Source organism: Aureibaculum flavum (genome assembly GCF_016406085.1).
In the GTDB taxonomy this organism is placed as follows: domain Bacteria; phylum Bacteroidota; class Bacteroidia; order Flavobacteriales; family Flavobacteriaceae; genus Aureibaculum; species Aureibaculum flavum.
On the sequence record NZ_JAEHFJ010000003.1, the window covers coordinates 601055 to 624497 of the forward strand.

A 23443-nucleotide genomic window follows, 5' to 3' on the forward strand; every position below is an offset into this window, starting at 1 on the left:
ATATATTTTCTAAGGTTTAATGTATTGTCTTTAGTCTTCCATCAATTAAAGCATATTCAATATTAGGATAACTTTGATTTAAAACAGATTCAATAGTATCTCTGATTGTTTTTTTACTATTATAAGACCCAGTAATAATTGAAACTAATGGTTTAATATTTATATCTGTTTCCTCCATGATTTAATCCGTAGTGTGTTTGTTTAAGTATTAATTCATTCTTTTATAAACAATATCATAATAACTTCCGCCATTTATACTTTCTACAAATTTTGATCGGTGATTTTCTTGAAAATTTTGTTTTTTCATAAACTCAGTAACCTGAATAAGTGTACAACAATCTTTATAAGATTCAAAATCGGCCACTTCAACAACGATATACTTAAAATGCTTTAATATAGAAGTACTTCCACTTAAAACTAGTAATTCTGACCCTTGAGTGTCTAAAACTAATGCCTGATAATTGTTAATATTTATTTTTTCATTTTCAATTAACTTCTCTAATGTTGTGCTTTTTAATAAAATGGTTTCTTTGTAAAAAACATCTGGCCAAATATCTTTATGCTCTTTTAATTTTAAAATAGAAGATGAGGCTCCTTCGTTATTTGCAATATTAAATTTATATTCCTTATTATTTTTATTTGTAATAAGAGCTTTTATAGCTTTTTGATTTTCATAACTTTTAATATTTTCTTTTAATTTTTCGTAGACTTTAGGTATTGGTTCAACCCACACTACTTTCAAATTATGTGTTCGGTATAAATCTCTTTCTTGACCTGTATTGGCTCCAATATGAATTACACCAGTAACATGTTTTAAGAATTTATTAGTACCTCTGCCCAATACATTATTTATTTTTCTTATAACTTTAGTCGAAATACTTGATATTTTTATCATTTAAACAGAAATTTATATTAGAGTAACACGTTTCTTGACTGTTCATTCTAATTACAATCATACAATATTTTTTTTCCTTAAAATTGAAAATGCCTGAATAGGCATTGCAATTGCATAAATAGAAATACTGATAACTGTCGCAAGTATGATCCCACTATTACCCAAATCAAAATATTTTACAAAAATTATTGATAATGGAATATTAATAATAGCGGCGGAAATAGATACAATTAATTGAATTTTAATCTTTCCAATACCATTTAGAAAGGTAATATAAATTTCGCCGAAAATTCTGACAATAACGAACAAACCCATAAAAAGTAATAATTTTGGATCATAAAAAATGTCTTCCTTAATCCAAAGTGCTAAAATTTCAGGTCCGAGATATATTGTTAATGCAACGAATAAAATTAAAATTATGAACAAAACATTTAACCTAAGCATCGTTTTTTTAATCCATTTAAAGTCTTTTTTATGATAAGCGTCTGTGTACAAAGCCCATAAAGGAGCATGAATGATAGTGCTAACAATTAAAAATAGCTGAAACAGTTTAAAAGCATTGTTATAAGAAGTTACTTCTGTTGGTCCTAATAGTATAATTACCAATAAATTATCAGTGGAAAGAATAATTAAAACACAAATTTGGATAATAAAAAAACCTACACTAATCCTGCTAAGTTCTTTAATTTTTTGAAATTTAAAATTTTTAAATGAAAAAGTATATTCATTTTTATTTTTAAAGAATATATAAGTGAAAATAATGCAAATTAAAATATTAGATGCACCGTAAATAATTGTGGTTGTAATTAATGAAGATTTAGAATAGTGGAAAAATAAATAAAGTAATAATAAAACCAATCCGTTATAAATCATCATTGAAAGTTCTACAATTGAAGATTTTTGCAATGCATAGAAAAACTGCTTATAAATGCTTAGAATAAATATAATTACAAATGATATTAAAGTAATAAAAAATAGTGTTTTTATATACCATTCTTCAAGTGGAATGTTTAAAAGATTACCCAGATTTATAAAATAAATTAATAAACTTGAAATTAAAAAAAACACAATTGCAAGACAGGCTAAACATATATATGAGGTAGTAATATATTCATTAACTTCATTTTCTTTTTTTAGGAAAGCAATTGTTAATTTGTTTTTTAAACCATTATTTAATCCCAAGTCTAACAAGTAAATCCATCCAAATATTGAATATACTGTAATCCATATTCCATAGTTATCAACGCCTAAAGCATCTATTAATAATGGAACAGATAGGTAAACAAATAGAACCGAAATTAATTTAAAGAAAAAAATATAAGTAATATTTTTTTTTAAGATGCTGTTTTTTTCATCCAAAATGAATCTAAATTTTTAGAAATTTAAAATTATTTGTACCAAATATTAGGTAATACGATGCTCTTATTATTTGTATTATCAAAATCCAGTTTGTTTGGGATTTCAATAGCATCACTGAGAATGGTTATACGATCTTTTCTTAGAAAAGTAAATTCGGCAATTCTAGGTATTCCTATACCTTTAAGAGTATCTATACCATATTGATTGTTCGGATGTATATGTACACACACATGTGTATCTAAGAGCTTTGTAAAAACGGCTTGGGCTATCCTAAAAAACTCTTTGTTCCATAGTTTATTTAATTCATGAAATTCTATAACAATAATTCTAAACCTATTCATTAATTCGTCAGACATACCCAGTATAGAAGAATATTCGTGACCCTCAATATCCATTTGTAATAGTAAATCAGAGTTAGCCTTTGTATTTACAGAATTAACCCAGCTGTCCATTGTTATATAGTCATCATTATTGATTGGACCAATAAATTTTTTCAGAAAATGATAATTATCTTGAGGAATTTCTAAATTAGGTCTATCTACTGACTTATCAGCTAAATAAATTTGCATCCCTATATTATAACACTCTTGTTCAAAGTCACTTATTAAATCAACTCCTGGAGAAAAGCAAGCATCTATATTTTCTAAATCATTGGGTACTAAATATCCACCATCACCTTCAGGTCCCAGTCTAATGAGTTCAAAATTTGTTTTTTGTGGTTTTAAATTTTTAATGAAAGAATTTAACTCATTTTTACTAACTGAAAAACCTGCATTCATTCCTGCAACACTAAATAGAAATTTAAAAATAGTATTTAATATTATCATTTTAATAGATAGCCGATTTTGACCAATGTTGATTGTTTACTTTGTCTTGTCTGAGTATGGTCTTATTTGAATTAAAGTTCAAAGACCAAATACTTAGTTTTTATAATTCTTCAAATACCTATTCAACTGCCTAAATAATATAAATAATAGCATCAATAGACCAAACCCAATACCCAATAGAAATGTATTTTTTTTAAATAGACTACTTTCCTTTACCCCGACTTTACTGAATGAGGAAACCACATTTAAAATGTCTGTAGTTTCAGCTTTTGCTTTATTATTACTAATTAAATCTTTATTTAACTTTAAGCTTTCACTAAATAGCTCAAGTTCATTTGTTTTTTTTGAACCTTGGGCTAGTGTAATATTGGTTCCTGTTTCTGCTTTTTTAGCTTCTGTAATTAAAACTTCGTTGTATATATTTCTTAATGTGTCTACTTCACTTAAAGATTTGACTAAGACCTTTTCATTTTGAAGTAAGTTTTGATCGTTTATCTTTTTTTGGTTATTAAAATACGGGTTACTTTCAACTGAATTCACAATTGGAGTACTCAATTTATCAAAAATACCATTGCTCAAGGATTTAACCTTAATCTGATGGTACTTATAATCGTAATCCGTAAATCCTTGTTTAAATTCCTTAAAGTCAATTCTACTCACTGTGGCAGTATCTACTTCATTAACAAATTTATCAAAAAGTTCATATTTTTCATTTTCATTTCTGATTGGGCTAATGTAAAACCCTTTTAATTTAACAGCTTCACTTACCGTAATGTCTAACGCTTCTGCTAATAAAACGGAATCCTTTTGTTTTACCAATTCATTATAAAACTCTATGTTTTTATATAATTGTTGAGCACTATTAAAATTGTGTTCTACAATCATTGTAGAGGAAAATTGTTTCGGTGTGTTAAAGTCTAAAACTAAGCCAACAATTGCCCCAATAAAAACAGCCAAACCTAATTTTATGGCATTATTTCTAATAAAGACTAATGCCATTATAAGCAAATTTAATAAGCTCATAAAAAATTGACCAATAGCATTAAAAAGGTTTTGAAATCCTTTACCAATAGCTTTAAAAAGATTGCCTAAATCTACCTCTTCGTCTTTTTGAATATTTTGTTGACTCATGTTGTACTTAATTTAAGCTGAAAAAATTTGTTCTAATATTTTTTGCGTTATCACATAGGTTGGTCTAACGCCAGTTGTGCCCAAACCACCAGAGGCAAGTGTACCACCAGTTTCCAAGGGGTTATCAGAGGCGTAATATGCATATCTAACTTTTACATTTTCTGATATGTTTCCTCTTATTTTTGAAGCCGATTGTATTGCTTTTTGATAATGTGCACCTTCCATTTCTAATCCAATGGCTCTCCAAGTAGAATTATGGAAAAATTCTAATAAATCTCTATTTTGTAAAGAAGTTCCTAAGACAGTAACCATTGACCCTTCATAAACATTAAGACCAAAACCTTCTAAATCTTCTTTTTTAAGCTCGTTTGTAAAAGGATAGTTATCTGCTGTGCCTTCAAAAATATGAGCAGAAGGAATCATAATATCTCCTTTTCCACCTTGTAAAATACCTGCTTTACCCATTATTGAAACCGATTCCACATTTAAATGGTGTATTTTTTCCTTTTTGCAAACGAAAGGTTTTAACAATTCGTCTAAGGTTTCAAATGCTTGCTCTCCAAAGGCATAATCCATTACGATGATAATTGGTTTGTTTTCTTCGGATAATTCTTTTGAAAATGAATATTTAGAACCTTTGAAATTAATTTTTTCGGTATCAATAATTTGAACATTTATGTTAGTTCCAGAAGTATCCTTTACATAGATTAAACCGTTTTGTGACGCATGTTCTTTTACCTTTTTTTGTAAAGAAGCATTTGCTTTTTTACTAAGCAATTCAAATAAAGCGATTCCTTCATTTAATTTTGCCTCCTTAGACAAAATTATTGGAGCATAAATAGAATTCATAACACTATGCATATTTGCACTGATAATATGAATCGGTCTTTTGATTAAATTATTTTTATCTAAGACTTCTTTTATGCTGTTTGCCCACTTATCTCCATAAATATGATGACCAATGCGTTCGCGAAGTGAAGTGCTAAAAACAATTGTCCTTTTTTTGTTTAATAAGGTTTCGTTAAGAGCCAATTTACCCATCCAAAAAATACAATTGAAGAATTTATTTGGGTTTTCTTTTGTTGCAAAACTTTGAGCTATTTGTTTAACTTCTATAAAAGTTCTTCCCAAAATGTTGGCCAAATGGGTAATCAGAACTTCTCTCTCATTATCTGATAATTCTTTATTATTAAGTACGACCTCTTCCAAATGCATCCATTCTCGAATGGTTATACCTTCTTCGTCAATTAGTATATTATTTTTTATTTTATGAGATTCTATGAATAGGAAAGTCAGGTGCGTTAAAACATCATAAATATCAGAACGCCCTCGCGTAATTTCAATATTCATTTGATCTTTATCGATTCTGTAGCAATTTCTACGTCTTTTTTCAGGAATAATTGGTGTGTAGTGAGAATCTTTATAACCTTCGTCTGAAGTTAGATTGATAAATTGACATTCTTCTATCCCTTCAGGTAATCTTTCGATTACATATAATAGTCCATCAAGTTCGGTATTTTCATCTGCAATAGAACCATATATTTCTGGTCTTAGGAGCAATAAAGATTCTCGTAAGGTTTGCCCAGAAACACCCATGGGTTTATAAAATCCACGATTGAACAAATGCCGCATAGCGGTATACATACGTTCAATAGCGTTAGAAGATTCTTGAGATTTGGTTGGCTTTAAAGTATTCATTCAAAAATATATTTGAACAAAGATACCAAAATACTTACTAAAAAATTATTTTAAAAGATTTTGATATTTATTTTCATCATTCAAGATTTGTAGGGCTTCAATAATTCCCTTATCATGAGATGCTTTATGGATATATTCGCCTTTTTTGTAATAGTATCGTCTGACAATTTCATTCGTTAATGCATCTTTAATTTCAAATTCATTTTGCGATAATTCTTTAATTTTTTCACTATTAATCTTTGAAATTAAATTTTGATATTCTTTATCTATACTCTCACTATAACCATCTTTTTCAGCAGTTTTTAAAGCGTCTGATAATTTATTATCTGTTTCCGTTTGAAAGGCATCTTTATTTTCGATTAGATAAGTAATAAAATCTTGATAATCTGAATCTTTAAGATTAAAGGTTTCTGTATCATCAATAGTTTTATTTTTATTTGTAAAAGTGTTAGCGAACATAAAAATAGCATCAGATTCTAATAAAGCATGGGTAGCATTGGTTCTTTCTGTTTTAGATAATTTAATGTCAGGTTCTATTCCACCTCCATCATAAACGGTTCTGCCATTTGAAGTTTTAAATGCATTTCTTTTAATTTCAGAAAATTTTGGAATTACACCATCTTTATTTTTATGAGTATAATCTAATTCTTGAATGCATCTTCCACTAGGCGTATAATATTTTGATATCGTTAATTTTAGCTGTGTACCATAGGTTAGTTTTCTATAACGCTGCACTAAACCTTTTCCAAAAGAACGTTCGCCAATAATTACCGCTCGATCTAAATCTTGTAAAGAGCCAGCAACAATTTCAGAGGCTGATGCAGAATATCGGTCTATTAAAACTGCAATTGGAATATCTAAATCTATAGGCTCTCTTTTCGTTTTATAAGTGTCACTCCACTTTTTTACTTTAGCTTTTGTGGTAACTACTACTTCATTTTTTGGGACAAAAAAGTTCGTTATCTCCACGGCTTCATTTAGCAATCCTCCACCATTTCCTCTAATATCTAGAACCAACTTAGTCATTCCTTGAGATTTTAAATCCTCAAAGGCAGCTTTTACACTAGAAGATGCTTTTGTGTTAAATTTAATAAATGAAATATAACCAACTTGGTCATCTAACATTCTGTAGTAGGGAACAGGGTCAAATTCATTAGCCTCTCTGTTTATTGTAGCGGTAAAAGTTTTGTCTTGCCTTTTTAATTCTAAACTAACTTTAGAATTAGGGTTGCCGTTAAGCATAGACATAGCATCTATTGCAGGGATTTTGCTAAGAGCAAGTTCATTTATTTTTACAATTTGGTCACCAGTTTTTAATCCAGCTTTATCTGCTGCGGCATCTTCATAGGCTTCGGCTATATACAATTTATTGTCAATTATTTTAGTACTGGCACCAATTCCTCCATTATCAGATGCGGCATTTATTCTTGCTTTTTCTACACCTTGCTCGTCATAAAACCGAGTATAGGGGTCTAATTCATTTAACATGTGGTCTATTGCAGCTTCTGTTAATTCGGCAGGATTAGTTTCATCTATATAATACATATTTAATTCTTTGAACAATGTAGTATAGATTTCTATTTGTTTGGCGACTTCAAAAAAGTCAGATTTATAACCAACTGATACTGTTAAAACAGTAATCAGTACAGTAATAATTCCTAATTGTTTAACTCTCTTCATGCTGGCAAGACTTGATTTTATCAGATAACCTTTTTAATAAAAGTATTAATTTTTCTTCTATTTCAACGTATTTTAACTCGTTTTCGTCTAAATAGGTAAACATAATAATATACTTTTCTTCAATGTTACTATATAAAATATGCTTGTTTTTGCGATAAGCCTCTCTCATCAGGCGTTTAATTCTGTTTCTATCCACAGCTTTTTTAAACCTACGCTTTGGGGCTGAGAAGGCTACTTTTATTGGGTAATTAGAAGAATGCTCTGATTTTAAATATACTAAACGCAGTGGAAATTTTGATAAGGATTTCCCCTTTTCAAATAGTTCTCCAATCAGGATTTTACTTTTCAGCTTTTCTTCTTTTTTTAATGAAAATTTCAGGTGATTTAGTTTTTGAAATTAATAAATAACTAGTAATTATAATTCAAGAGCAAATGTATCTAGCTATTGCTCTTGTCATAATATTAAGATTTTAGCCATTACCGATAAAGTAGTAATGTTTATAATACATAAACAAATGTAGTCAATAAACTATTTAGAAAAAAACACAATAAAATGACATAAATCGTTATTTTTGAATACTAAATATTAATAATATGTCACAAGATTTATTTCAAGCTCCAGATTATTACCAATTGGATGATTTATTAACCGAAGAACATAAATTAGTTAGGGATGCTGCTAGAGAGTGGGTAAAGCGAGAAGTTTCACCAATCATAGAGGATTATGCTCAAAAAGCGGAATTTCCAACGCAAATTATTAAAGGATTGGCTGAAATAGGTGCTTTTGGACCTTATATTCCTGAAGAGTATGGAGGAGCAGGTTTGGACCAAATTTCTTACGGACTAATTATGCAGGAAATAGAGCGTGGTGATTCTGGTGTTCGCTCAACGGCCTCAGTGCAATCTTCTTTAGTTATGTATCCTATTTGGAAATATGGTAACGAAGCTCAATGTCAAAAATATTTACCCAAATTGGCGTCAGGAGAATTTATGGGTTGTTTTGGACTTACAGAACCAGACCATGGATCGAATCCTTCAGGAATGGTGACTAATTTTAAAGATAAGGGAGATCATTATTTACTAAATGGAGCAAAAATGTGGATTTCAAATGCACCATTTGCAGATATTGCAGTGGTTTGGGCTAAGGATGAATCGGGTAGAATTCACGGGCTTGTTGTAGAACGTGGTATGGAAGGATTTACAACACCAACAACACATAATAAATGGTCTTTAAGAGCTTCTGCTACAGGAGAATTGATTTTTGATAATGTAAAAGTTCCTAAAGAGAATTTATTACCAAATAAATCTGGACTTGGGGCACCATTAGGTTGCTTGGATTCGGCTAGATTTGGAATTGCTTGGGGAGCGATTGGTGCGGCAATGGATTGTTATGATACAGCCTTAAGATATTCGAAAGAACGTATGCAATTTGGTAAACCTATTGGAGCATTTCAATTGCAACAAAAGAAGTTGGCTGAAATGATTACGGAAATTACAAAAGCACAACTATTGGCTTGGCGGTTAGGTGTGTTGCGTAATGAAGGAAAAGCAACCTCAGCACAAATATCAATGGCCAAAAGGAATAACGTTGATATGGCGTTAAAAATAACTAGAGAAGCGAGACAAATGCTTGGAGGAATGGGTATAACTGGTGAATACTCTATTATGAGACATATGATGAATTTAGAATCGGTAATTACTTATGAAGGTACGCACGATATTCATTTGCTAATTACAGGGTTAGATGTTACAGGATTGAATGCCTTTAAATAAAAAAGAGTATATTTAGTTGTGAGGTATATAATAATCTTAATAGTACTATTTGCTTATTATCCATTATATGGACAAACCATTATTTCTGAAAAAGGACATCCAGAACATGTTATTGTAGGAGCAATAATTGGTGGAGGTACATCTTATTTAGTTTATAGAAAAACAAATAGCAAATTAAAAGCTTGGCTAATAGGAGCAGCAACAGCTTCAGCTTTTGGGTATTTAAAGGAGGTTGTTGATCCAAAATGGTTCAATGGTACAAGAAGTAAAAAAGACTTTCAATATAGTGTGCTAGGTGGAGTAATTGGTGCTAGTATCGTTATTCCTTTAAAACGAAGGAAGCCAAAAAAAACTCCAAATATTGATGCGGCTTTTAATCAACAATATTCAGCTTACGATCAATTGAATAATTAAATATTTAAAGATGTATTATTCGTACATTTTCTTATAATAATCTTTATAGGCACCAGAAGTAACATTGTTCAACCATTGTTCGTTTTCTAAATACCAATCAATAGTTTTAGACAGGCCTTCTTCGAAGGTTACCGAAGGTTTCCAACCTAATTCTTTATTAAGTTTCGTAGCATCGATAGCATAGCGTTTATCGTGACCCGGTCTGTCTTTTACAAAAGTGATTAATTTTGCTGAAGTTCCCTCAGGTTGATTTAATTTTAAATCCATTTGCTTACACAATACCTTAATTAAGTTCAGGTTCGTCCACTCGTTAAATCCGCCAATATTATAAGTATCGGCAAGTTTACCCTTATGAAATATTAAATCGATTGCCTTGGCATGGTCTTCAACAAATAGCCAATCTCTTGTGTAATTTCCATCACCGTAAACTGGTAAATTTTTACCCGTTCTAATATTGTGAATAAACAAGGGAATAAGCTTTTCTGGAAATTGATTTGCACCATAATTATTAGAACAATTACTTATTACAAAAGGTAATTTATAGGTGTTTCCAAACGATCGAACCACATGATCAGATGCAGCTTTAGAAGCGGCATAAGGTGATTGTGGGTCGTAAGATGTAGTTTCAGTAAACAATCCTGTTTTACCTAAGGAACCATAAACTTCATCAGTAGAAACATGATAGAATAATTTATCTTCAAAATTGCCTTTCCATAAATCGCGAAAGGCATTTAATAAATTAGCAGTTCCCAATACATTCGTTTCAATAAAATCATTAGGATTGGTAATAGATCTATCCACATGACTTTCAGCAGCCAAGTGAATAACCCCATCAAATTTATGCTCTTGAAATAGATTATTAATAAAGTCGATATCTTTAATATTTCCTTTAACAAAAGTATAATTTGGAGCATCAGAAATATCAGCGATATTTTCTAAATTTCCAGCATAGGTTAAGGCATCTAAATTATAAATATGATACTTAGGATAATTAGTAACGAATAGTCTAACAACGTGAGCTCCAATAAATCCAGCTCCACCAGTAATTAATATGTTTTTCATGTCTATTATTCCTACGAAAATAGGAGTTATTTTTATTTCAAGGTCTCCTGCCACTTCCAAGCAGATGCCAATGCATCTTCTAAACTAAGTTCAGCTTTCCATTTTAACTCATTTTGAGCATAAGTAGTATCTGCAAATGCTTCTGTAATGTCACCTTCACGACGCTCGACAATTTTATAGTTTAATTTTTTATTTGTAGCCTTTTCAAAGGCTTTTATCACTTCTAAAACGGAACTTCCTTTGCCAGTACCAATGTTAAAGACTTCAAAATTTGATTTATTATCACCTTCCAATAATCTTTTCATAGCAACTGTATGAGCTTTTGCCAAATCAACAACATGAATATAGTCACGCACTGCGGTACCATCTGGTGTTGGGTAATCGCCACCAAAAACGGAAAGTTCTTTTCTCATTCCCGCTGCTGTTTGCGTTACATAAGGAATTAAGTTTTGTGGTACTCCAATAGGTAATTCTCCTATTTTAGTCGTTTTATGAGCTCCAATAGGATTAAAATAGCGTAACGCAATGGCATTTAAATCAGAAACCTTAGAAGCATCAGAAATAATCTCTTCTCCAATCTGTTTGGTGTTCCCATAAGGAGATTCCGCAGTTTTGAACGGAGCACTTTCAGTAATGGGCATAATATCAGCTTGACCATAAACGGTACATGAAGAACTAAAAATAAAATTATTCACCTTATTTGCAGTCATTTCTTCCAATAGATATATTAATGTTGAAATGTTATTGTGGTAATATTTCAAAGGTTTTTCAACACTTTCACCAACTGCTTTAGAGGCAGCAAAATGAATAACACCTTGTATGTCTTTATGCTTCTTAAAAAATTGCTGAATGGAAGTCTTGTCCTTTAAATCTAATTTTTCAAATAAAGGCTTTTTATCTGTAATTGAAATTATTTTATCTAAAACATCAATTGTAGTATTAGAAAGGTCATCAATGATAACAACTTCATAACCTTCATTTTGTAGTTCAACAACAGTGTGAGAACCTATAAAACCTAAACCACCAGTAACTAAAATTTTACTCATTTTATAAAATATTAAATCGTAACTATTTTTCTTCCAACAGATTCGTAATGAAATCCATTATGCTTCATGGCTTCTAAATCAAACATATTTCTACCGTCAAAAACGATAGGGTTTTTCAACAATTTTTTAATTTTATCAAAACTTGGCTGCGTAAATTCGCTCCATTCAGTGCAAATTAATAAGCAATCCGCATCTTCTAAAATGTCATAAGCATTTTTCCCAAATTGGATTTTATCACCATAAATACGCTCGATGTTTGGCATAGCTTCAGGGTCGTAGGCTGTAATTTCAACATCTTGTAATAACAATTCGTTAATAACATCAATAGCTGGTGCTTCCCGTACATCATCTGTATTGGGTTTAAAAGCTAATCCCCAAATGGCGACTTTTTTACCTTTTAAATTGTCATTGAAATAACGAGATACTTTAGGAACTAATGACTTTTTTTGTTGTACGTTAACATCCAAAACTGATTTTAAAATTTTAAAATCGTAATTGGCTTCATCACTAGATTTTACTAAAGCATTTACATCTTTCGGAAAACAAGAACCTCCGTAACCTATACCTGGGTATAAAAACCGGTTCCCTATTCTCGAATCTGAACCCATACCAATTCTAACCATATCAACATCTGAGCCTATGATTTCGCAGAGATTCGCAACCTCATTCATAAAGGTAATTTTAGTTGCTAAAAAACAGTTAGAAGCATATTTTGTAAGCTCTGAAGAGCGTTCATCCATAAAGATGATAGGTCGTTTTGTGCTAATAAAAGGCTTATACAATTTTGATAAAATAGATTTAGCCTTTTTACTTTTAGAACCAATAATTATACGTTCAGGTTCCATAAAATCTTTTACAGCATAACCTTCACGCAAAAATTCAGGATTTGAAACTACGTCAAACGCTACATTAGTATGACTAGAAATGATGTCTTTAACAATATCAGATGTACCTACGGGTACCGTACTTTTATTAATGATTACTTTATAACCTTTTATCATTTTGCCCAAATCATGGGCAACACCTTTAACATAAGATAAATCAGCAGATCCATCTTCGTCTTGCGGCGTAGGTAATGCTAAAAATATAACTGATGAATTTTGAATTGCTTCTTTTAAATTTGTGGTAAAGTGTAATCTATCCCCTACAATATTTTTATTGAAAAGTTCTTCTAAATTAGGTTCATAAATAGGTATTTTACCATTTTTCATGGCCTTTACTTTGTCTTCATCAATATCAACACAAGTAACATTGTTACCCATATCTGCTAGACAAGTTCCTGTTACTAAACCTACATAGCCAGTCCCAATAACCGTTAAATTCATGCTTATTTATTTATAAAATTCAATATCGTTTTGGCAATAAAATCTTGTTGGTCTTCTTCTAACTCTGTATGCATAGGTAGAGAAATAACCGATTTTATCAATTCATTGGTAACAGGAAAATCAGCTTCGTTATAACGTTCATCACTATATGCTTTTTGACTGTGTAAAGGCACTGGATAATAAATAGCACATGGTATATTATTATCTAATAAATGCTGGTGTAGTGCATTTCTATCAACGTCAACTATCCTTAAGGTATACTGATGGAAAACATGACAATTACAAGTGTCACAAATTTCATTTCCGTTTTTATTACAGTTGTAAGTAACTGAAGGGGTAATAATGTTTTTAGAAGCTTTAAAGGCATTATTGTAATATTTAGCAGCATTTCTTCTGGCATTACAATATGCATCTAAATGAGGTAATTTGGCACTTAACACAACTGCTTGTATACTATCTAAACGTGAATTTACACCTACTTCATCGTGATAATAACGCTGATACATCCCATGATTTACAATACCACGTAATTTATGAGCTAAATCGTCATCATTTGTGAAAATAGCACCACCATCACCATAACAGCCTAAGTTTTTAGATGGAAAAAACGAAGTTGTTCCAACGTTTCCAATGGTTCCTGCTTTTTGTTTTGTGCCATCAGCAAAAGTATAATCTGCACCTATCGCTTGAGCGTTGTCTTCGATTACATATAAGTTATGTTCTTTAGCAACTTCTAAAATAGCCTCCATATTTGCACATTGTCCAAATAAATGTACAGGTACAATAGCTTTTGTTTTTGGAGTGATGGCTTTTTTAAGAGCTTCAATATCTATATTAAATGTATCTGCTTCAACATCAACTAATACAGGTGTTAATTTTAATAATGCAATAACTTCAACAGTTGCAGCAAAAGTAAAATCAGCTGTAATTACTTCGTCTCCTTGCTCAAGGCCTAAACCCATCATGGCAATTTGTAAAGCGTCCGTGCCATTGGCACATGGTATTACATGCTTAACGTCGAGGTACTCTTCTAATTCTTGTTGAAATTGTTTTACTTCGGGTCCATTGATAAACGAGGTATTATCAATTACTTTTTGAATAGATGTATCTATTTGCCCTTTTATTCTTTTATATTGACTTTTTAAGTCAACCATTTCAATTGGTTTCATTCGTTATGGTTTTTAACAATAAACGCACAAAATTACAAATTATTTAACGCCTAATCTTACAAATTCATATTTTAGCCAAATCTTATGTATTTTTTATATAACATAGCGGTTTATATTGCAGGTTTTTTGATTAAAATTATTGCAATTTTTAATAAGAAGATTGCTCTTTTTGTTGAAGGTAGAAAGGATGTTTTTGTTCAATTACAAAATAGTTTTGGACCTGATAGCAAAGTTGTGTGGTTTCACTGTGCGTCTTTGGGAGAATTTGAACAAGGAAGACCAATCATAGAAAAAATAAAAATACAAACTACAAATTCAGAATCACAATTTTTTGGATCTAAAATATTAGTTACTTTTTTTTCGCCTTCAGGTTATGAGGTTAGAAAAAGTTATGCAATAGCTGACGTGGTTACTTATTTACCTTTAGATACTAAAACGAATGTAAGAAGGTTTGTAGAAATTGTAGATCCTTCGATAGCAGTATTTGTAAAATATGAGTTCTGGCCAAATTTATTGAAAGAACTTAGAAAAAAACAGATAAAGACTATTTTGGTTTCGGGCATTTTTAGAGAAAATCAATCTTTTTTTAAAGGTTATGGAGGATGGATGCGAAAATCGCTACAAACTTTTGATCATTTTTTCGTACAAAACAATGAATCTGTAAAATTATTGAATAAAATAGGGTTCAACAATACGACGCTTTCTGGAGACACAAGGTTTGACAGAGTTTATGAAATTACGATGCAAGAAATTGACCTTAGTTTTGCTGAAAAATTTAAAAATAATAAAACAACTTTGGTGGCCGGTAGTACTTGGCCTAAAGATGAAGCCTTGTTGGTTAGTTTTATTAATAAAAAATCAAATGAGAATCAAAAATTTATCATAGCTCCTCACAATATCAATATTCAAGGAATTGATAAATTAAAGCAAAGCATAAATAAAAAAGTACTATTGTATTCAGAAATGGAGAATAAGGATTTAAGTGAATATCAAGTGTTAATTATAGACACTATTGGAATTCTAACCAAGATTTATAAGTATAGTGATATTGCATATGTTGGAGGTGGTTTTGGAACTGGAATTCATAATGTATTAGAACCAGCAACTTTTGGAGTACCAATAATTATTGGTCCAAATTATCATAAATTTAATGAAGCAAAAGATTTGCTTCAGATTGAAGCCTGCCTGTCTATTCAAAATTTGGAAGAGCTTGATACTGGATTAACTTTATTATTTAGCGATGACGATTTTCGTAAAAATAAAGGTAATATTGCCAAGGAGTATATTTTAAATAATATTGGGTCTACCCAAAAAATTATGAAATACATCAATAACTAATTTTCTGAACATCATGATTAAAGAAAAATTAACATCTTATTTTAATGTAGTTTTTGAGGAGGCACTTGTTGATGAAATTGTCAAAGTAGGTGTCTATAGTAAGGTAAAGGAAAATGAATTGTTACTAGATTTAGGTGATAAATTTGATAAGATTCCCTTAATCCTATCAGGTGCAATAAAAATTAGTCACGAAGATACTAAGGGAGATGAAATAGTATTGTATTACTTAGAACATGGCGATACATGTACCATTACTTTTGGCAGTGGATTGCACGGTGCAAAAAGTGAGATTAGAGGTGTGGCAGAAATGGATTCTGAAATTATATTCATACCTGTTGAAAAAATGGATGAATGGTTAGCCAAATATAAATCTTGGAGAACTTTTGTAATTGATAGTTACAATACACGTCTATCAGAAATGATTGAAGCTATAGATACGTTGGCTTTTAAGAAAATGGACGAGCGTTTGTTCAAATACTTAACTGATAAGGTAAAAATAATGAGAAGCACAACCTTGACAACAACGCATCAAGAGATTGCTCAAGATTTAAACACATCACGGGTTGTTATTTCTAGATTGTTAAAACAACTTGAAAACGAACAAAAAATTAAACTATTTAGGAATAAAATAGAAGTTCTTGAATATTAAAATATAATTATGATTGAATTCTTTTTACAACCTTGGCCTTGGTATGTCGCAGGTCCATTGATTACTTTGGTTATGTTCTTACTCTTTTATTTTGGTAAAACATTTGGAGTGTCTTCAAATTTAGAAACGATATGTGCTATTGGTGGAGCTGGTAAATTCAATAGTTATTTTAAACTTGATTGGAGAAAAAATACGTGGAACTTAATTTTTGTTTTTGGAGCAATTATAGGCGGTTTTATATCATATCAATGGCTTACTCCAAACGAGGTTATTGCTTTAAATCCTCAAACGATTCAGGATTTGTCAGAAATAGGTATTAAAAATGCCGGACAATCTTATTTACCAGCTGAAATTTTTTCATTAGATGCATTATTTTCTTTAAAAGGAATTTTAGTTTTATTGCTGGGTGGATTTTTAGTTGGATTCGGTACACGTTATGCAGGTGGTTGTACATCGGGTCATGCTATTGTTGGGCTAAGTAATTTAGAAATTCCATCATTAATTGCAGTTATTGGATTTTTCGTAGGTGGATTAATAATGACATGGGTATTTATTCCGATAATATTTTAGAAGATGAAATTTATAAAATTTTTTATAGTAGGTATTTTATTTGGTATTATACTAAGCAAAGCAGAAGTTATCTCTTGGTTTAGAATTTATGAAATGTTTAAGTTTCAATCCTTTCATATGTACGGCGTTATTGGTTCTGCTGTAGTCTTAGGTATTCTTATTATTCAGTTATTCAAAAAAGGTATTTTAAAAAATAAGGATGGTGAACAAATTATTATACCGCCAAAAAAGAATGCTTTTAAAGCTAATTTGTTTGGTGGTATTATTTTCGGTTTAGGCTGGGCTTTAGTTGGTGCTTGTCCTGGACCTATGTTTATTTTATTGGGTCGGGGAGTATTGGCAATTCTCATTATTGTATTTGGAGCTTTGTTAGGTGCTTTTGTATATCACGGAGTTAAAAGGTGGATGCCAAACTAGGCAATGTTTTCTTTCTTATCTTTACCAATAATTCTATTTTAAAATTATAATTATGTTAACCGATAATTTTGGTAGGCAAATTTCCTATTTACGATTGGCAGTAACTGATCGTTGTAACTTGCGTTGCCAATATTGTATGCCAGCACATGGCATTGATATCGTTGACAGGAAGGAACTACTTACTTTTAAAGAAATGTACCGAATAACCAGAGTTTTAAGTGAACTAGGTGTTAATAAAGTTCGCTTAACAGGAGGAGAGCCATTTGTACGTAAAGATTTTATCAAGTTTTTAGAAATGCTTTCGTTTAATGATAAATTGGAAGAAATTAATATCACTACCAACGGCGTTTTAATTGTAAATCATATTAAAGAGCTTGAAGCTTTAAAAGTAAAAACTATAAACCTGAGTATTGATAGTTTAGACAAAGCGAATTTTGCAAAAATAACAAGACGTGATGTTTTTGATGATGTTTTTAAAACGTTGGAAGCTTTAGAAAGTAGCTCTTTAAATTTAAAACTGAATTGTGTGGTGCAATCGGATGTTAACACACATGAAATCATAGATTTTATTGAATTGACTAAACATAAAAATTTAGCAGTACGTTTTATAGAAGAAATGCCTTTTAATGGTAAGGGGCAACGCAACATGAAGGAGGAGTGGAATTACAATAAAATTTTAAATAAAATTAAATCCAATTATAGCAACATTACGCCTTTAATATCAGATAAATCATCAACTTCTCATAACTTCAAAGTATCAGATTATAAAGGGGCATTTGGAATCATTCCTGCTTTCACCAGAACTATTTGTGATGATTGTAATCGCATACGGATAACGTCTACAGGCATGTTTAAAAATTGCCTTTTTGATAATGGTGTTTTTAATATACGAGATTTTATCCGCCAAGGAGCAAATAATGATGATTTAAAGCAGCTTTTTATGAGTATTATCAAGCAAAAACCTGAAAATGGTTTTATAGCAGAGGCCAATAGAAATAATGATGTTTCGGAAAGTATGTCTACAATAGGAGGTTAGGTAAATAGAAACAGATGTCTCCAGTATTGGGGTTTAAGTTTAAAATAGTCATATTATTATGATAACGGTTGAAAAAGCATTAGAAATAATTTTAGCAGAATCTCAAGATTTCGGTGTTGAAAAAATTCCTTTTATGGAGTCGTTAGGACGTGTTTTAAAGGAAGACATTGGTGCAGATAGAGATTTTCCTCCATTTGATAGAGTCAGCATGGATGGTATTGCCATTTATTATGATACTTATAAAAAAGGGGATATCACATTTCCAATTGAAAGCATCCAAGCCGCTGGGGCAGAACAATTATCGTTAAAAAGTCAACAGAATTGTATAGAAGTGATGACAGGTGCCGTGGTACCCAAAAATGTAGATACAGTTATTCCATACGAGCTTGTAGAGATTAAAGACGGTAAAGCTGAACTATCCACTGATACTATAAAGCAAGGTCAAAACATTCATAGAAAAGGGTTAGATCGAAAGCAAGATGATTTATTGATAAAACAAAACACTATAATTTCGTCAGCTGAAATTGGAGTGCTAGCTACTGTTGGTAAGGCAACAGTAAAAGTAGCCAAACAACCAAAAGTTATGATTGTTTCTACAGGTGATGAGTTGATTGAGGTTGATAAAATTCCTTTAAATCATCAAATTAGAAGGAGTAATGTTTATACGTTAGTGGCACTTTTACAGGAGTTGAAAATTCAGGCAGATACAGCCCATATTAACGATGATAAAGCCATTTTGAAACAAAAAATAGAAGGATATTTATTAGATTATGATGTGTTGCTTTTTAGTGGTGCCGTCAGTAAAGGGAAATTTGATTTTTTACCCGAAATATTAGAAGAGTTAGGGGTTAAAAAACAATTTCATAAAGTAAAACAACGCCCAGGAAAACCCTTCTGGTTCGGGGCCATTGGACCTTTTAGTATAAATGACATGAAAATAGGTAATGGAAATCATAAAACTACAATTTTTGCTTTTCCAGGGAATCCTGTTTCTACTTTTGTAGGTTGTTTAAAATATTTTTATCCTTGGTTTAGAAAATCAATTGGCATTGAATATAAAAATTTGGATTACGCTATTCTTTCTGAAGATTTTACCTTTCAACCAGCATTAACTTATTTTTTACAAGTACGTCTGCAAAATGAAAACGGAAGGATAATTGGAACGCCAGTAAAAGGTAAAGGTTCAGGAGATTTGGCTAATTTAGCAGATGCAGATGGTTTTTTAGAATTGCCAGCCGATAAAACGGAGTTTAGAAAAGGAGAAACTTTTCCTTTGATTAGATATCGACAGTATTAATAAACAATATACCTTTCAGTCTGACACATCAGCGTCAACACTTGTGAGGTCAAAAAATAACATCGAAGTGAACAAATTCTCACATATCAACAAGAAAAATCAGCCTAAAATGGTAAATGTTGGCGATAAAGCCATTACCAAACGTAAGGCCACTGCTATAGCTACGTTGTTCTTAGGTAAGAAAGTCGTTTCTAATTTTAAAGTTAACGATATTACCACCAAAAAAGGGCCTGTTTTTCAAACGGCTATTGTGGCTGGGATTCAAGCGGTAAAAAAGACTTCAGATCTAATACCGATGTGCCATCCATTGGCTATTAATGGTGTTGATATAGACATTGATGTTATTGATGATGAACATGCGGAAATTTTATGTACTGTAGAAATTGAAGGTAAAACTGGAGTTGAAATGGAAGCATTAACCGGAGCTACAATTACTGCTCTTACCATATATGACATGTGTAAAAGTATTTCACAGCATATGATATTAAAAGAGGTTAAGTTGTTAGAAAAAACGGGAGGTAAATCAGATTTTAAAGGTTAAGTAATGGAGGAAAAGAAACACCAAAAACATACAAAATTAAAAAGGCGTGAAAATGAAAATTTCGCACCAAATGAAATTGCTGTTTTGGGCACAAAATGCTCCGTAATTGCCACTTTTGTTCAAAAAATGAGTAAAAAACTTCAAAAAGAGGCTAAAATTGGCTATTTAGATGCTTCGCATAGAGATTCGGAGACGCAACAAGATTTTGATAGTTTTGTGTTTCATCATTCAGGAAGTTTAGAGACCACAATAAAAACTGAGTTAAACGAGTATAACGAGCGTATTCGTTTATCTCAACACGATTTAGTTTTTATTAATGGCAACCATTATCAAGGAGAAAAGCAGATCTTAATTTTAGACAATGAAAAGGAGGCTTCTGTAAAAAAACGTTTAGATCAATTAACACGAATTCAATTCATTATTAAATTGAATGACGAGGTTGATTATTTTGATTGTTTACTTGAAAAATTTCCACATATAAGAAATATTAAAGCCTATTCAATAACTGAAGAAGATGCCATTGCTAGACATATCAATAATTTAATTCAAGAAAAAATAGCACCAATTAATGGATTGGTTTTGGCCGGTGGTAAAAGTACTCGAATGGGTCAAGATAAAACGGAGTTAGATTACCATGGTAAACCACAGAGGCATCATGCCGTACAATTACTAGAAAGAAACTTATTAGACACCTATATTTCTGTTGCAAGTGGTATGTCTTCAGAAGTTGACAAAATAATAGAAGATAAATTCTTCGATTTAGGAGCATTTGGAGCTATATGTTCTGCATTTCAACATGATCCGAATAAAGCTTGGCTGGTATTTGCTAGCGATTTACCTTTTGTAGATTCTGAAGTAATTCAGTTACTTTTAAAGCATCGGAACCCTTCAAAAATGGCGACTGCAATAAAAGGGAAATCCAAAACTTTTGTAGAACCGTTAATTACCATTTATGAGCCAAAAGCATATCCAATATTGTTGGGTTATTTAGCACAAGGGTATGCATGTCCGCGTAAAGTATTGATAAATTCGGAGGTTGAAATTGTTGAGGTTGATGATGAATTGATACGCAATATAAATACCCCAGAAGAGTATCAACAAGCCATAAAGGAAATCAATGGCTAAGACATTACATATTTTAAATGGTGATAGCACTGCTTCTATTTTTAGTCAATCTCAAATTGAAGGAGATGTAATTATTTGGCGAGAAATGCTTTGTGAAGGTCCGATCTGTAAGGAAGTAGGTAGTGATGAATTTTGGAAAAAACGATATAACTATTTTGAGAATGATTTGGGTATTGGCAAATTAGAATACTTTGACAAAACCATTAAAGAGATTGTTAAATTAGAGAATGTTGCTAAATATGACGAAATTATTTTATGGTTTGAATATGATCTGTTTTGTCAAATAAATCTAATGGCATTATGTACTTATTTATTGGAGAGTTACGATAAATCTGTAATGTATCATTTGGTTTGTACAGGTAAAGAAAATGGCAAAGATCAATTGCAAACGTTAGGCGATTATGATGCTAAATCTTATCCTCAATTATTAGGTAAGAAAAAGAAATTAAGTCGCAAAAAACTTTTATTTGCGAAAAAATGTTGGGAAATCTATGTTAATAATAATCCTGAAGAATTAAAGGCTTTTGATTTTAATCAAAAACCTGATTTTGCCTATTTTCAAATGGCTATCATCCAACATTTAGAACGTTTTCCCAAGTCAAACGGCCTGAATCAAATCCAACAAAAAATGTTAGAACTTATTGATGGAGAAAACTTAAACAAAAATCAAATCATCAGAGAAATGTTGTTGTGGCAACGTACTGAAACAGTTTATGGTTTTGGAGATTTACAATATGCTAATTATTTAGATAAATTGAATGCCTATTATTCTATGAATGACGAAATTTATCGATTAAATGAATCTGGAAAAAGAATTATAAATGCATAAAACTGCTAAACAATTGTTCAAACGTCAAACTACGTTGTCTGAAATAGGTGAGAGCGGACAGCAAAAACTACAACAAACAAGTGTTTTGATTGTGGGTTGTGGTGGTTTAGGAAATTCAGTTGCTACTTCTTTAGCGGGAAGTGGAATTGGCACTATTCATTTGGTAGATTTTGACATGGTAGACATTACTAATTTACACCGTCAACTATTTTTTACTACTGGAGATGTAGGGAAGTCAAAAGTAGCGGTTTTAGGGAGCTATTTAAGAAAAATTGCTCCGTTTACCGAGGTGTTTGAGCATCACTTTGTTATTAACAAAAAGAACATATTTGAATTATTGATAAGTGTTGATTATGTTATTGATTGTACAGATAGTTTGCCCACCAAATACTTATTGAATGATGTTTGTGTGTTAAAAAACAAACCATTTATTTATGGTTCACTCTATAAGTTTGACGGTTATGTAGCTAGTTTTAATATTCAGCAAAAGACCAGTGAATTTAGTGCCAATCTTCGTGATGCTTTTCCAGAAATTTCTAAGGATGCCATTCCCAATTGCTCAGAAATAGGCACTTTAAATACTATTGTTGGTATTATTGGATTGTTACAAGCTAATGAGGTTTTAAAATTGGTTTGTGGAATTGGAAATCCTTTGACTGATGTGTTGCTCATTTATAATAGTTTGGAGAACTCACAATACAAAATGAAGCTAAAACGAACATTTGATAAAGAAAGAATTTCACAACTATTTGAAAAAGATAGTTATTTTGATGCCAATTGTGAAACTCAAGATTTGTCATTGTTAATAGCCAGTAATGAATTAAAACAAATTATAAATTCGAAAATCAAAAACGAGGTTCAAATAATTTCTGTAATAGAAGATATTTCAACATCTTTGCCTTTTACAGTCGATGCAAAAATACCGTTGTCAGCATTTGATGATATCGTTGGTCACGTGGAGCAAAGTCTAGATTTACTGGACCAACCAACGTTTATATTTATATGTCAAAAAGGAATTAGCAGTTATACGGCAACTCAAAAAATTAAAGAAAAATATCCTAATTTGAAGATGTTAAGTCTCAAAGGAGGTATAAGCAATTATTGAATGAAATGATTTAAACTTATTCTATTTGCTAAAAAATTGCTTTTTTTCACTCACTTTTTGTCTTTTTTTCCTTCCTTAGCCCTGCTAAGCAAGTCAAAAAAAGACTTCAATTGAGAAAAAAATAATTAATTTTCGCTTAAACATAAAAAATTCAAAC

At 30.9% G+C, this 23443-nt stretch carries 24 protein-coding genes; 12 read left to right on the top strand and 12 right to left on the bottom strand.

The window, feature by feature from the left end:
- Positions 1-16: 16 nt before the first annotated feature.
- From JBL43_RS08510 to rnpA, 8 genes are all read right to left on the bottom strand, one after another.
- Positions 17-178, bottom strand: coding sequence for a glycosyltransferase (locus JBL43_RS08510; protein WP_198841019.1), 162 nt, complete (start codon positions 176-178; stop codon positions 17-19).
- A 30-nt stretch (positions 179-208) separates the two neighbouring features.
- Positions 209-895, bottom strand: a complete 687-nt coding sequence (locus tag JBL43_RS08515) for an FkbM family methyltransferase (RefSeq protein WP_198841020.1) — start codon at positions 893-895, stop codon at positions 209-211.
- 57 nt (positions 896-952) lie between these two features.
- On the bottom strand, positions 953-2254 hold the full coding sequence (locus JBL43_RS08520; RefSeq protein WP_198841021.1) for an oligosaccharide flippase family protein: 1302 nt from the start codon (positions 2252-2254) through the stop codon (positions 953-955).
- A gap of 29 nt (positions 2255-2283) precedes the next feature.
- Complete coding sequence (locus JBL43_RS08525) at positions 2284-3081, bottom strand: FkbM family methyltransferase (RefSeq protein WP_198841022.1); 798 nt, start codon at positions 3079-3081, stop codon at positions 2284-2286.
- Between the two features lie 93 nt (positions 3082-3174).
- A complete protein-coding gene (locus JBL43_RS08530) occupies positions 3175-4212 on the bottom strand; it encodes a hypothetical protein (protein ID WP_198841023.1) in 1038 nt (345 codons plus the stop codon).
- 12 nt (positions 4213-4224) lie between these two features.
- A complete protein-coding gene (locus JBL43_RS08535) occupies positions 4225-5910 on the bottom strand; it encodes a DUF6909 family protein (RefSeq protein ID WP_198841024.1) in 1686 nt (561 codons plus the stop codon).
- A gap of 45 nt (positions 5911-5955) precedes the next feature.
- Complete coding sequence (locus JBL43_RS08540; RefSeq protein WP_198841025.1) at positions 5956-7590, bottom strand: S41 family peptidase; 1635 nt, start codon at positions 7588-7590, stop codon at positions 5956-5958.
- Complete coding sequence (gene rnpA, locus JBL43_RS08545; RefSeq protein ID WP_198841087.1) at positions 7577-7969, bottom strand: ribonuclease P protein component; 393 nt, start codon at positions 7967-7969, stop codon at positions 7577-7579. Before rnpA ends, JBL43_RS08540 begins: the two co-directional genes overlap by 14 nt.
- Before the next feature lie 215 nt (positions 7970-8184).
- Here rnpA and JBL43_RS08550 point away from each other — a divergent pair, with 215 nt between their 5' ends.
- Together JBL43_RS08550 and JBL43_RS08555 are read left to right on the top strand one after the other, a co-directional pair.
- Positions 8185-9363 carry an acyl-CoA dehydrogenase family protein gene (locus tag JBL43_RS08550; RefSeq protein WP_198841026.1) on the top strand — a complete coding sequence of 393 codons (1179 nt, stop codon included), beginning with the start codon at positions 8185-8187 and terminating at the stop codon, positions 9361-9363.
- 18 nt (positions 9364-9381) lie between these two features.
- Complete coding sequence (locus JBL43_RS08555; protein WP_198841027.1) at positions 9382-9777, top strand: hypothetical protein; 396 nt, start codon at positions 9382-9384, stop codon at positions 9775-9777.
- A gap of 15 nt (positions 9778-9792) precedes the next feature.
- Here JBL43_RS08555 and rfbB read toward each other — a convergent pair whose 3' ends face one another.
- Genes rfbB through JBL43_RS08575 form a run of 4 tightly spaced genes read right to left on the bottom strand, consistent with a single transcriptional unit; the run spans position 9793 to position 14379 of the window.
- Complete coding sequence (gene rfbB, locus JBL43_RS08560) at positions 9793-10839, bottom strand: dTDP-glucose 4,6-dehydratase (RefSeq protein ID WP_198841028.1); 1047 nt, start codon at positions 10837-10839, stop codon at positions 9793-9795.
- A gap of 32 nt (positions 10840-10871) precedes the next feature.
- The gene (gene galE, locus JBL43_RS08565) at positions 10872-11885 is read right to left on the bottom strand and encodes a UDP-glucose 4-epimerase GalE (RefSeq protein WP_198841029.1); all 1014 of its coding nucleotides are present in this window, start codon (positions 11883-11885) and stop codon (positions 10872-10874) included.
- A gap of 11 nt (positions 11886-11896) precedes the next feature.
- On the bottom strand, positions 11897-13210 hold the full coding sequence (locus JBL43_RS08570) for a UDP-glucose dehydrogenase family protein (protein ID WP_198841030.1): 1314 nt from the start codon (positions 13208-13210) through the stop codon (positions 11897-11899).
- Between the two features lie 2 nt (positions 13211-13212).
- Positions 13213-14379: a DegT/DnrJ/EryC1/StrS family aminotransferase gene (locus JBL43_RS08575; protein ID WP_198841031.1), complete on the bottom strand. Its 1167-nt coding sequence runs from the start codon at positions 14377-14379 to the stop codon at positions 13213-13215.
- An 84-nt stretch (positions 14380-14463) separates the two neighbouring features.
- On the opposite strand from JBL43_RS08575, the gene JBL43_RS08580 reads away from it, so the two are divergent.
- The 10 genes from JBL43_RS08580 (at position 14464) to JBL43_RS08625 (ending at position 23286) form a co-directional block, all read left to right on the top strand.
- Entirely contained in the window at positions 14464-15717 is a 1254-nt protein-coding gene (locus JBL43_RS08580) for a 3-deoxy-D-manno-octulosonic acid transferase (protein WP_198841032.1), read from the top strand.
- 13 nt (positions 15718-15730) lie between these two features.
- Complete coding sequence (locus JBL43_RS08585; protein ID WP_198841033.1) at positions 15731-16366, top strand: Crp/Fnr family transcriptional regulator; 636 nt, start codon at positions 15731-15733, stop codon at positions 16364-16366.
- Between the two features lie 12 nt (positions 16367-16378).
- The gene (locus tag JBL43_RS08590; protein WP_117883984.1) at positions 16379-16936 is read left to right on the top strand and encodes a YeeE/YedE family protein; all 558 of its coding nucleotides are present in this window, start codon (positions 16379-16381) and stop codon (positions 16934-16936) included.
- Between the two features lie 3 nt (positions 16937-16939).
- Positions 16940-17353 (top strand): DUF6691 family protein, encoded by a 414-nt coding sequence (locus tag JBL43_RS08595; protein WP_198841034.1) that lies wholly within the window; start codon positions 16940-16942, stop codon positions 17351-17353.
- A 52-nt stretch (positions 17354-17405) separates the two neighbouring features.
- Positions 17406-18389, top strand: a complete 984-nt coding sequence (gene moaA, locus JBL43_RS08600; protein WP_198841035.1) for a GTP 3',8-cyclase MoaA — start codon at positions 17406-17408, stop codon at positions 18387-18389.
- 58 nt (positions 18390-18447) lie between these two features.
- A complete protein-coding gene (locus JBL43_RS08605; RefSeq protein WP_198841036.1) occupies positions 18448-19686 on the top strand; it encodes a molybdopterin molybdotransferase MoeA in 1239 nt (412 codons plus the stop codon).
- Positions 19687-19753: 67 nt separating this feature from the next.
- Positions 19754-20227 (top strand): cyclic pyranopterin monophosphate synthase MoaC, encoded by a 474-nt coding sequence (gene moaC / locus JBL43_RS08610; protein ID WP_117883860.1) that lies wholly within the window; start codon positions 19754-19756, stop codon positions 20225-20227.
- Between the two features lie 3 nt (positions 20228-20230).
- A complete protein-coding gene (locus JBL43_RS08615; protein ID WP_198841037.1) occupies positions 20231-21352 on the top strand; it encodes an NTP transferase domain-containing protein in 1122 nt (373 codons plus the stop codon).
- Positions 21345-22181 (top strand): DUF1835 domain-containing protein, encoded by an 837-nt coding sequence (locus JBL43_RS08620; RefSeq protein WP_198841038.1) that lies wholly within the window; start codon positions 21345-21347, stop codon positions 22179-22181. Before JBL43_RS08615 ends, JBL43_RS08620 begins: the two co-directional genes overlap by 8 nt.
- Positions 22174-23286, top strand: a complete 1113-nt coding sequence (locus JBL43_RS08625) for a HesA/MoeB/ThiF family protein (RefSeq protein ID WP_117883863.1) — start codon at positions 22174-22176, stop codon at positions 23284-23286. The genes JBL43_RS08620 and JBL43_RS08625 overlap by 8 nt, the downstream gene beginning before the upstream one ends.
- The last annotated feature ends 157 nt before the right edge of the window (positions 23287-23443 follow it).

Coding starts and splice junctions, on each gene's coding strand:
- JBL43_RS08570 (WP_198841030.1), bottom strand. CDS start 13,210: ATGAATTTAACGGTTATTGGGACTGGCTATGTAGGTTTAGTAACAGGA.
- JBL43_RS08535 (WP_198841024.1), bottom strand. CDS start 5,910: ATGAATACTTTAAAGCCAACCAAATCTCAAGAATCTTCTAACGCTATT.
- JBL43_RS08510 (WP_198841019.1), bottom strand. CDS start 178: ATGGAGGAAACAGATATAAATATTAAACCATTAGTTTCAATTATTACT.
- JBL43_RS08580 (WP_198841032.1), top strand. CDS start 14,464: ATGTATTTTTTATATAACATAGCGGTTTATATTGCAGGTTTTTTGATT.
- JBL43_RS08575 (WP_198841031.1), bottom strand. CDS start 14,379: ATGAAACCAATTGAAATGGTTGACTTAAAAAGTCAATATAAAAGAATA.
- JBL43_RS08615 (WP_198841037.1), top strand. CDS start 20,231: ATGGAGGAAAAGAAACACCAAAAACATACAAAATTAAAAAGGCGTGAA.
- galE (WP_198841029.1), bottom strand. CDS start 11,885: ATGAGTAAAATTTTAGTTACTGGTGGTTTAGGTTTTATAGGTTCTCAC.
- JBL43_RS08625 (WP_117883863.1), top strand. CDS start 22,174: ATGCATAAAACTGCTAAACAATTGTTCAAACGTCAAACTACGTTGTCT.
- JBL43_RS08595 (WP_198841034.1), top strand. CDS start 16,940: ATGAAATTTATAAAATTTTTTATAGTAGGTATTTTATTTGGTATTATA.
- JBL43_RS08550 (WP_198841026.1), top strand. CDS start 8,185: ATGTCACAAGATTTATTTCAAGCTCCAGATTATTACCAATTGGATGAT.
- JBL43_RS08515 (WP_198841020.1), bottom strand. CDS start 895: ATGATAAAAATATCAAGTATTTCGACTAAAGTTATAAGAAAAATAAAT.
- JBL43_RS08530 (WP_198841023.1), bottom strand. CDS start 4,212: ATGAGTCAACAAAATATTCAAAAAGACGAAGAGGTAGATTTAGGCAAT.
- JBL43_RS08525 (WP_198841022.1), bottom strand. CDS start 3,081: ATGATAATATTAAATACTATTTTTAAATTTCTATTTAGTGTTGCAGGA.
- moaA (WP_198841035.1), top strand. CDS start 17,406: ATGTTAACCGATAATTTTGGTAGGCAAATTTCCTATTTACGATTGGCA.
- JBL43_RS08620 (WP_198841038.1), top strand. CDS start 21,345: ATGGCTAAGACATTACATATTTTAAATGGTGATAGCACTGCTTCTATT.
- JBL43_RS08605 (WP_198841036.1), top strand. CDS start 18,448: ATGATAACGGTTGAAAAAGCATTAGAAATAATTTTAGCAGAATCTCAA.
- JBL43_RS08540 (WP_198841025.1), bottom strand. CDS start 7,590: ATGAAGAGAGTTAAACAATTAGGAATTATTACTGTACTGATTACTGTT.
- rfbB (WP_198841028.1), bottom strand. CDS start 10,839: ATGAAAAACATATTAATTACTGGTGGAGCTGGATTTATTGGAGCTCAC.
- JBL43_RS08585 (WP_198841033.1), top strand. CDS start 15,731: ATGATTAAAGAAAAATTAACATCTTATTTTAATGTAGTTTTTGAGGAG.